At 42.7% G+C, this 534-nt stretch carries 1 protein-coding gene; it reads left to right on the forward strand.

Annotated features, from left to right (window positions below; translation table 11 throughout):
- On the forward strand, positions 1 to 516 hold a 516-nt coding region (locus ACFINZ_RS12070; protein WP_375701656.1), incomplete at its 5' end, for a tyrosine-type recombinase/integrase.
- Positions 517 to 534: the final 18 nt, after the last annotated feature.

Here is a 534-nt window from a genome sequence, read left to right on the forward strand (position 1 = left end):
TATCAGTTACTCTGTAAAACACAAAACATAACACAACTGGCTTTGCGCTTGCTTATCCTGACAGGCGTTCGTACCAATCCTTTGCGTCATATTCGTGAAGATCAGATTGAAGATGATGTATGGACTATTCCTGCTGAGAATATGAAAGGTTTGCGTGACGCTACAACAGAATTTCGCGTACCTCTATCATCTGAAGCGCTAAAAGTGATTAAACAAGCCCGTTGTATTTCCAAAAGTAATTTCATTCTGTCTTTTTCCGGTCGTGCTCCCCTTGCTGAGAATTGTATGGCAAAATATATGAGAGACAATAAACTTGAAGCCTGCCCGCATGGTTTTCGTTCTAGTTTACGCAATTGGCTTGCTGAAACAACCGATGCTCCCTATGAGGTCGCTGAAACTATTCTAAGTCATACAGTTGGCGGCAAAGTAGAGCGTGCCTATCGTCGTACTGATTATTTAGAACAGCGCCGTGTCTATATGGATAAATGGGCGGCTTATGTCACGGGTCAATCTTAAGATATGGGGTGCATAACC

It is taken from the genome of Bartonella sp. AA81SXKL (genome assembly GCF_042196945.1).
Classification (GTDB): Bacteria; Pseudomonadota; Alphaproteobacteria; order Rhizobiales; family Rhizobiaceae; genus Bartonella.